Below are 7,348 nucleotides of genomic sequence, written 5' to 3' on the forward strand. Positions count from 1 at the left end.
ATGTATAGATCCAAGAAATGACGAGGAATTACAAGATTCGTTTTTTAACAAGCAAGAAATCGACCGGTCCTCTATTTTAATGTTACGTTACTAGAAATATGTATACTTGTACAAAGAAAAGGACTGTTAAATCAGTGTTTAAGACACCAAATTTAAAATCGAACAAGAAATCGAAAATCGAACAAAATTTGTTCGATTTGTTTTATTTTGTTTTATTTTAAAAATTATAGAAATTAAATTGTGAATCGTATAAAATAAACCGGTCTGGGTAGTTCGAATTTAATACAAAGGGGATGTTGGAATGGGTTGGAAAATGAAATCATTGGGGATATTGTCTGTGTTTTCGCTTGCTTTAGTGGGGTGTGGGGAAGATAAAAATGTAGAAACAACCTCACAGAACAAAACAAGTTCTACAGATTCAAAAACGATAGGAAGTAAAACAGAAGGCGAGATTTCCGAAGAAATTGAAGGTGGAGGAAGGATCGTTGATCCGAAAAGTCCTTTCCGTATAGGAAAAGTAGAACAACAGCTTGGAAAAGAAAGTTTTACGAATTTGGAACTGGATAAGTACGATGAAGACAGTGTTTATTTTATTCCAGAGGGTAATAATTTAGGGGTTCTTTTTATTTCAAAGGCAAAACCTTATATTTCTACTTTTGAGAATGGGAAATGGGCGAAGGATAAAGAGATCAAAGTGGAATCTATTGTGCCGGGTGGAGAATTCGTCGCCATGGGTTATGGAGCCCTGGAAATAAAAAGTGGAGAAAGCCAGGTAACACATGTATTTGTAAATTATAAGGGGGATGTTGTATTTAAAGACAAAACAGATAACCTTCGATCTGTAAGTATCAACGAATCTTTAGGTTCTAACAAATTACAAAATTCCATTGTTGGTTCTAGTAAAGGAAACTTAATTTTCCATAAAGAAAATGAAAACCATATAACTGTAATGTCTCAAAAAGATGGGAAGGAAGTAATGAAATTAGACAGAACAAAGGATTCACCTGGGCTATACGGATATTTTAATGTAGACAAAAAAACACTTCTCAAGGATGATGAAATTTACGAATTTGATAAGAAAAAATATGTCTATGATACACAGGGACAAAGGATGAAACCAGATAAAAATGGCAAAGTCGTAGCTTCAGATAAAGAAAAATACTTCTTTTTTACAGAGGAGTCTGTAGAGAAATCTAATGGGCAAAATATCGGACACTTCGAAATTTATGAACAAAAATTAGGACCGGAAAATCAGAGGAAATATAAGATGGAATTCCCTGGATTTTTTAAGGATAAAGAAAGTTATATTGTAACAGATACAGGGGAAAAAATAGTTTTTTACGGATATTATCGATACGAAGATAAGCCGGCGGTCTATATGACCCAAGTTACCTATAAAAACAACAAAAATAACAAATAACATAAGTAAAAGGGACGTGATTCATATTGGATCACATCTCTTTTTATAAACTGAATATTCTGTAAATTATTTATCATTTTACTTAACGCAAAGGAACTAATATAGACTTTACAGAAATATGGTAACATTTAGACAAATAGAGAGCCAAGGAGGAGGAGAAGCAATTGAATATAAGTGTTTTTACAAATCAAAATACGTACAAGTTATTAAATGATTGGTATCACCTTATGATTTCTCAAAAGCCCAAAGAAGCTGCAGTGATGAAAAAGGAAATCGAAGAACAAAAAGATGAAATGAAAGATGATAAGAATCTATTATTGTATTATTCTCTATTAGAATTCCGATACAAAGTGTTAACGAATGGATTAGGAATTACAAAAGATAGTTTCGGAGAAATTGAAGCGATCTATACGCCTTCAGATAATCTTCTTATGTTTTATTATCATTTCTTCAAAGCAATTCACCGAACATCGATTTCAAGCTTCCTGGAAGCACGTGAACACTTTGAAAAAGCAGAAGGCTTATTAAAATCAATTCAAAACGAAATTGAAATTGGAGAATTTTATTATAGAGCAGCTGCGTTTTATAATTATACGTATAAACCACTTAAAGTAATTAAATTTGGGAACATGGCTCTAGATATTTTTGAAAAAAATCCAGGTTGCGAAATTAACGTGGGACTGTGTAAAAACTTACTAGGTGGTATTTGTGTACACCTGGACCAATTTGAAGAATCGGAAGAATATTTCACAGCTGCGATCGATATTCTTAAAAAACAGGACGCAACGGAACTAATCCTACGGGTTCGAAACAATCTCGGTTGGCTGTATGCGAGTCAAAACCTTTCTACGCTTGCGATCCGACACCTTTCAGAGGTTGTAGAGGGAATGCCGAATAATTACAAATCTATTTTACTACTGGCGCGTGAGTATCATAAACTAGGGGAAAAGGGCAAGGTTTCTGAACTTGTTAACAAGGGAATGGAGATTTGCAGCGAAAATGATGAATTATACAAACATCATTTCAATATCCTTAATGAGATGAACTTAAATATTTCTACAGAAAACATCGAAAAGGCAATTTTAGAAGGAATTACATATTTCGACAAAGAAGAGTTATATGAATATACGAGAGAATATACAGAGAAACTTGCGCTTTGTTTCTATAAAGAAGGAAACCCAGTGAAAGCAAGCGAGTATTTTCACATGCAGCATCAAGCAAAAGAGAAAAAGAATGAAAAAGGAGCGTTGAAGTAATGAAGAAAATAGCGGCGATTGTATTGGGACTAAGTTTTATTGGTTTTCTGACAGTTGGAACAAATACGGATGACAAATCTGTTGCTTATGGAGATTATCCGGCGCCGATGATGATTCATAGTGGTTACGATGGCGCACATGTGGAAACAATTTAAATCTAATATATACAAAAAAGAGACTCGAAATTCTTAAATATATATAAGGATAGTTAATCACCTAAAAATATAGCCTGTATCTTTGATTACTTAGTAATCAAAGATACAGGCTATTTTTATTGTGTATTCCTTTTTTAATTAAAGCACCCGTTAGTTAAAAATCGGCAGTTCCCAATCCTCTAAAAGTCCCCAAGTAATTTCAGGGTTTCCTTTTAAAGATTTCATTGAGCCTACATATACTTTTTCAGTGGATTTACCTATTTCGTTGAAATGCTTAACTATTTCATTGGTAGTGGCTGAAACATTCTGGTTTGGAATATCCTTATAATCTATCCATTTTAATGAACCTTCATCACTTTCAATTAAAGTAGCATTTTTAAATACATTTCCAAAGAACACATACTGTATTCGAATTTCTTGCTTTCCCTTTACTCTAAGTACAATGTATCGAAGTGTTAGATTGTTTATGCAATCACTTTTTAAACCTGTTTCTTCTTCAATTTCTCTTAAACATGCTTCCTGGGGTTCATTGATTTCATCACCTTCAATATGTCCACCAATTGGAACTAAAAACCCTGCGAGAAAAGTATCTTTTTGCTTTTTTTGAAGAAACAAAACTTCTTCTTCTTCACTTAAAAGGAAAGCGACTGCCATTTGTCTAAGTCTCAAAAATTCCAACCTCCTGTTATTTCTAATCACACATCCAACATTATAACTTCGCAATCTTTCTTCAATTGTCCTGCACCGTTAGTTGAAGAAGAAACTATTCCCATCATTATTTATGCGCCAACTTCCCAAGTAAAAGGGCATTGTCCTTTTTTAGTTTTCTATTTTCTTCGTCTAATTCAGCTATTCTTCTTTTCAGTGACTCAATCAGCTTGTCCTTTGAACTTTCACTAAATCTCTGTTTTTTTGTGATAACCTTTAATCTCTGGTTTTGTTTCATTATTGCTTCATCAATTGGTTTAAGAAGTTCCTCTTTGTATGAGTAAAGGAATGTTTTACTTACTCCTGCCTTTCGGCATATTTCAGCTTTTGATATAGGGTTACTTATAGGGTCATCAAGGAGCGTTAGTTCCTTAAGAACGGCTAAAACAGCTTGTTTCTTTAACTCGCTTTCCATTTTCTTTGATTCAACCATTTTGGCGGTATTTGGTCTCATATTAGCCATTAATGGACACCTCCTGTGTAGAAATGTTTTGAGGCATCGAATGTTTCACCCTTTTCAATGATTTCCAATGCGGTTTGATAGAACTGAACTACCTTGTCAAATTCCTCAATTTTTTCATTTAGTCCAATTTGTTTCGCTTGGTTTAAATGCGTTGTAAAGGCATCTATTGTATCTATAACTGCGTTTTTATGTCTCGGCAATATCTTTTTCTTAATGCACGTTTTACAAGCTACCTGGTGAGGACAGGAAGGCATTTTATAAGGATGCTCACAACATCCGTCACCTTGGTCGAAAATGGCGATAATTTTGTTTTTGACCCATTTGTTATCACCGAAAATTTCTTCTTGCTCTGGGAGATTATCTTTAATTGCTGTAGCATCAGATTTAAGAAGTTTATCTTTAAACTCCTTTTTTAAACGTTGTTGGTAGACCTTAATATACTTTTCTGTCATGATAACTGATGAATGCCCTAAAAAGTTTTTAACAGCGTATATATCGACTCCTGCATCAATCATTTCGGTGGCTACTGTATGCCTGAACTGGTGTGGAGATATTTTATAAATATCTCCAGACTCTGCACCAATATCTGATAATGGGATTTGATTACATATTTTAGACAGTACATATTGATAAATGGTGGCATAACTAATAGACTTCGTTATCGGAGTTTTTTCTTGAGCGAAAGTAATAACTTCCCTAAATAAATACTTTTGCTTATCAGAAGTAGGGGGTAAATCTTTTACCCGTTCCTTTTGGCGTAAAATTGCCCGTTCCACCATATTTCTTCCTTTGGAGTCCTTTAAATGTGCTAATGGCACGACCAAATCTTTTTTGATTTTTGCAATGCGATGGTCAAGAAAAAGTTGTGGGTCTCCATCCAAATCATATTTCAGACAATCAATATCACTTCCATCTGCAATTAAGTGAGCTATGTCCTCAACACGTCTTCCTGTATATCTTAAAATGACAATTAAATCCCAATAAGTCGGGGATATAATAGGAGTTTCCTCACCATCTTCCAATAGGGGGATTACTGTATTTTCCAAGTAATCATCCAATTTTATTTTAATATGTGGTGGAATGGGTCTTGGTAGGATTTCTACCGTTTTAGGCGTATCATAACTAATCAATAAAGTGTCTGTTTTTGGTCCATCGGACCATTTATTTTCGTACATATATCGGAACATAGAACGGGTAGTTATTATTGCTCTGATAGACTTGTAGTTAGAACGTGAATATATGTCAGGAAGAATTTTTTCGATATGTTCCTGTCTATTTAGCTCCTTAAAAGATTTGATATTTGGAAATTTATCATGCAATATACTAAAAAAATCACTCAAATATTGGATGTTTTCTTTAAACGTTTTAGCTTCCCAAGTTCCAAGCATATTTACAAAATACCTTTTTACCGTTTGGCGTAAATGAGTATTTTCCAATTTAGTCAATTTAACGATAAATTGAACAGGAGAAAGATGTTTTGGATAATTCTTCAATAACCTTCTTACATCCCACACATCTTCTTTGAGATATTCTTCTCGTTCTTTTGGGTTTTTAATGTATTCAACTTCGTGATGGGCAGGGTAGTCATCTTCGTAGTGTCTTACCTGAACACCCATGTTTTCTAAAAGCTCAGTGAACCGTTCATCTTTAATAGCGTTATACCAGGTAAATGTACTTTTATATCCTGCTATAGTAGATAATTCGTCATACTTTTTATCTCGGTTTTCAGGTTGTTGTAAGACTTCAAAAAATGTTTTCTGCCCCTTACTCATCCAAGATGTATCAATAGCTCCAACGGGAAAAGGAGTTACAGTTGCTTTTGTTTCTAAGTTTTCCGAACCTGATGAAATAGGATGAATTGTTGCTTTAATTTTTACCATTTTCTCGCTCCTTACGTTTTTCTTCTCTATAATCACTCATTCGCTTGTACTCTTTTTTATGGTCTTCTACATTTAAATGTGCGTATATACCCATCGTTGTCGACACGTTTTTATGACCAACTCTTTCGGAAATGTATTTCCAGTTTATCGGTTCACCTTTGATGATGTATTCTCTTGCTAATTCGGTAACATGAGTATGTCTTAATTTGTGGGTGTTTAACTTAATCTTTGTTTTTTTGTTGTAATAGTTAAGGATTGATGAGAGGGTTGATTTTTTCATTGGTTTACCATTTTCAATAGGATTATTACTATTAACCACCACAAATAGAAAGTCGCTATCAGGGTCACTGTTTACCCAATCACTACTAATATATCTATCTATTAAAACCATTAGGTCAGTTGGTAAGTGAACGAACCTGTCTCTTCCATACCCCGCTTTAGCTCTCGAACCGTTTTCGTTATCAGGTCTGAAACGAACATGAATACCTTGCTCACCATAATCAATGTCTTCAAGTTTGATGCCTAACAGCTCACCAGACCTTACACCACCCTCTTTTAGAACAAGAAGGATAATCTTATCTCGTAAGAGATTAACAGCCTCTAAATACTTCTTAAAGTCCTTTTGTTCAATGGTCTTTGGGATAATTTGAGGAACCTTTGATTTAAGAGTATTTTTCTGTACTGTTTTATTCCTTCTTGTATGAGCCAACATATCTTTGTCCCTCATCGCATTTGTAATCATTACATTACGGTAGACAACAGGATTATCTTTTATCCTGCCACTGGCTTTGAGCCAAAGGAATAAAGAGCTTACTCTATCTATAATTGCATTAACAGTTGTAACTTTTATGTCGTCATCCTCATAGTCGTAATCTAACATGTCTACATTTTCATAAAACCTATATGGGTTCTTTAACCACAATTTGAATTTTGTTAAAATATCAGGTTTACCATCAGTGTCCAGAATTTGTAATCCTTTAATCTTTAAAAATACAACGAAATACCATAAGTGATAACAGTATGTTCTTATTGTATTAGGAGATACCTCTCGTTCAGCTCTTGCCTGTATTATATCGAGATATTCTTTTACTAATGGTATGAAATCAAGGTTTTCATCCATGAGATAATACATTACACCATTTTTTGTTTGTGCCTCTCGTATAGATATAACTTCATGCCATTTACCTTTTAGTGTTTTTTCTTTTTTAGGTATATTCATCTAACTATTAACTCCTTTAACCCATTTATTAAAATCAAGGTCCTCGGACTACCGTCCTGCGGAGTGCTATCCTCGCACCGAGGCTACATTCCCCCTTTTATCAAAAGAATATAATTAATATTCTGATAATAACATGGATTATCTATTATTACTATGTATTTTAAATTTATCCGTTTAGATAAAAAAAGATAGTAGGGATAATCAATCCTTACTATCTTTACTGTTAATATTTATATATCTTTAAGAA

General features: G+C 33.7%; 7 protein-coding genes. 3 read left to right on the forward strand and 4 right to left on the reverse strand.

Annotated features, from left to right (window positions below; translation table 11 throughout):
* Positions 1-301 precede the first annotated feature (301 nt).
* The 3 genes from NST14_RS30900 to NST14_RS30910 all read left to right on the forward strand — a co-directional run bounded on the left by NST14_RS30900 (position 302) and on the right by NST14_RS30910 (position 2,831).
* Complete coding sequence (locus tag NST14_RS30900; protein WP_341119667.1) at positions 302-1,420, forward strand: hypothetical protein; 1,119 nt, start codon at positions 302-304, stop codon at positions 1,418-1,420.
* Positions 1,421-1,584: 164 nt separating this feature from the next.
* Positions 1,585-2,676, forward strand: a complete 1,092-nt coding sequence (locus tag NST14_RS30905) for a response regulator aspartate phosphatase (protein ID WP_319611250.1) — start codon at positions 1,585-1,587, stop codon at positions 2,674-2,676.
* On the forward strand, positions 2,676-2,831 hold the full coding sequence (locus NST14_RS30910; RefSeq protein ID WP_319611251.1) for a Phr family secreted Rap phosphatase inhibitor: 156 nt from the start codon (positions 2,676-2,678) through the stop codon (positions 2,829-2,831). Before NST14_RS30905 ends, NST14_RS30910 begins: the two co-directional genes overlap by 1 nt.
* A gap of 150 nt (positions 2,832-2,981) precedes the next feature.
* Here the strand turns inward: NST14_RS30910 and NST14_RS30915 are convergent, their stop codons facing one another.
* The 4 genes from NST14_RS30915 to NST14_RS30930 all read right to left on the reverse strand — a co-directional run bounded on the left by NST14_RS30915 (position 2,982) and on the right by NST14_RS30930 (position 7,101).
* The gene (locus tag NST14_RS30915) at positions 2,982-3,500 is read right to left on the reverse strand and encodes an NUDIX domain-containing protein (RefSeq protein WP_076856711.1); all 519 of its coding nucleotides are present in this window, start codon (positions 3,498-3,500) and stop codon (positions 2,982-2,984) included.
* Positions 3,501-3,606: 106 nt separating this feature from the next.
* Positions 3,607-4,002 (reverse strand): DUF6262 family protein, encoded by a 396-nt coding sequence (locus NST14_RS30920; protein WP_076856712.1) that lies wholly within the window; start codon positions 4,000-4,002, stop codon positions 3,607-3,609.
* Positions 4,002-5,882, reverse strand: coding sequence for a tyrosine-type recombinase/integrase (locus tag NST14_RS30925; RefSeq protein WP_076856713.1), 1,881 nt, complete (start codon positions 5,880-5,882; stop codon positions 4,002-4,004). Before NST14_RS30925 ends, NST14_RS30920 begins: the two co-directional genes overlap by 1 nt.
* On the reverse strand, positions 5,869-7,101 hold the full coding sequence (locus NST14_RS30930; protein WP_341119038.1) for a tyrosine-type recombinase/integrase: 1,233 nt from the start codon (positions 7,099-7,101) through the stop codon (positions 5,869-5,871). The genes NST14_RS30925 and NST14_RS30930 overlap by 14 nt, the downstream gene beginning before the upstream one ends.
* Positions 7,102-7,348 lie beyond the last annotated feature (247 nt).

The sequence above is a fragment of the Bacillus sp. FSL W8-0519 genome (assembly GCF_038005585.1).
In the GTDB taxonomy this organism is placed as follows: Bacteria; Bacillota; Bacilli; order Bacillales; family Bacillaceae_G; genus Bacillus_A; species Bacillus_A paranthracis.